Source organism: Rhizobacter sp. P2_H2, from assembly GCF_056403375.1.
Genome location: NZ_JBFUFP010001099.1, coordinates 1 through 1,742 on the forward strand (window position 1 = coordinate 1; position 1,742 = coordinate 1,742).

The 1,742-nt window shown below is 66.6% G+C and carries 1 protein-coding gene; it reads right to left on the bottom strand.

What is annotated here, in order from left to right:
• Positions 1–1,710, bottom strand: a 1,710-nt coding sequence (locus AC1D15_RS30435) for an RHS repeat domain-containing protein (RefSeq protein ID WP_477828966.1), incomplete at its 3' end; no start/stop codon positions are given.
• Positions 1,711–1,742 lie beyond the last annotated feature (32 nt).

Consider the following 1,742-nt stretch of genomic DNA (forward strand, 5'->3'; position numbering starts at 1 on the left):
GCGATAGTCCGATGACTGGAGGTCTTTGGGGCAAGTGTCCAGCAGATGCTTGCAATTCTCGAAACATGCGGCGCCGTCCCTTTCGTACTTGTCGCGTGGTGAATCACCGCCTTCAGGTTGTGTGGGCCAACTGGGTCCGATCTTCGGCTGTATTGCCCACCAAGTCCCACCGATGAGTGCCAAGTCTGCCAAGCCCGCACCGAGACTCGGGCCTAGCAACACGACGAAAAAGAGGCGTCCGTCGGGATCGACCTGCGTCAGCGGGTTTCCGCCAGCGTACGTGTACGTCGACAAGCTCCTGCCCGCCAGCCCGATCGGATCACTCTGCGTGTAGTCCCCGCCCTCCCTGCGGTAGTAGCGGTTCCAGTTGTAGAACAGCCCCGATTCCTCATCTGCATACTGCCCCGGGAAGCGCAGATTGAAGGTGAAGTCTCCCAATCCCGCTGGGTTGGTCGGCGGCGCGGTGGTGCCGAAGGGCTCGGCCATCCAGCTCCAGCGCTGCCGGCCTTCGCGGTCGACCACCACGCGCGGCGTGTTCTGGTGGTCGGTGTGGATGAAGTGGACCAGCGGTGCGCCCGCCGAGTCCGTGGGAGCAGGCATGAACACCGCGACCGGCACGTCGTCCAGCCACACATATTCGCGGATGGCCCGGCCTTGCTGGTCGTACTCGCCGAGCAGCTGGCCCTGTGGGTCGTACACGAAGATGACGGTGCTCTGCGGCCCCGCGTTCGTGAACTTGCGGATGCGCCGCCGCTCGGTGTCGTAGCTGTAGCGCGCGCTCATCCCGCCGCGCGACAGCACCGCCAGCTGCCCCGGCAGGTCGTAGCCCGCGGTGTAGCCTGCGCTGTCGCTGGTCGTGTTGCCGGCTTCGTCGTAGCCGAAGCTGCGCGCCGGGTTGGTCATCGCCAGCAACCGGTTGCTGGTCGCTTCGGTGATGTAGGTGCTCGGCACCCCGCTCAGGCTCAGCTCACGGCGGTTGCCGTTCGGATCGTGGGCGATCGCCCAGCTGCTCGTCGCGGTGACCACGCTCGTCAGCCGGCTGTTCGCGTCGTAGCCGAAGCTCTGGTCGAATGCCGGCCGCGGTGTGCCATCCGGTGCCAGGTGCGTGAACGAGACGATCCGGTCCGCCTCGTCGTAGCRGATGTCGCGGAACAGGTCGCCGATGCGCATCCGCACGATGCGCCCATCCAGATCCGTCACGCGTTCATGCGCCTGCGCGCCGCCAGCCATCGCCCACTGCCAGCTTTCGACCGGGCCGAAGGGCTGGTACTTCACCTGGTCGATCAGCGGCAAGGGCTCGCTCACGCCATTCTTCGCCAACGCGATCGACACCACGTGCGCCCCGTTCCAGCGAAGCACGAGCCTGCGCCCCGACGGATAGGTGATACCGGTCAAGCGCCCGAGCGTGTACTCGTAGCCGACCACCGTCGTGACCGTCGCGCTGTTGGCCCCGCTCGCCGGGCTCACGCGCTGCGTGCTCGCGACGACCTCGCCCCATTCGTTGTACGTGTACTGCGTCGATCCGCCCGGAAAGAGGGTCGAGGTCAGCCGCCCGATGCCGAAGCTGAAGCCCGGTCCGGTCTGGCTGTGGTTCCAGACGAGCAGCGCGTCCGGCTGCCCTTCCTTCAGGTACTGGATGGCGTTCAGCCGACCCGCTGCGTCGTAGGCGATGCGCGCGGTCACGCCCCGGCTGTCGATGCGCGTCGACACGCGGCCCGCCTCATCGACGCTGAGGTCGGTGA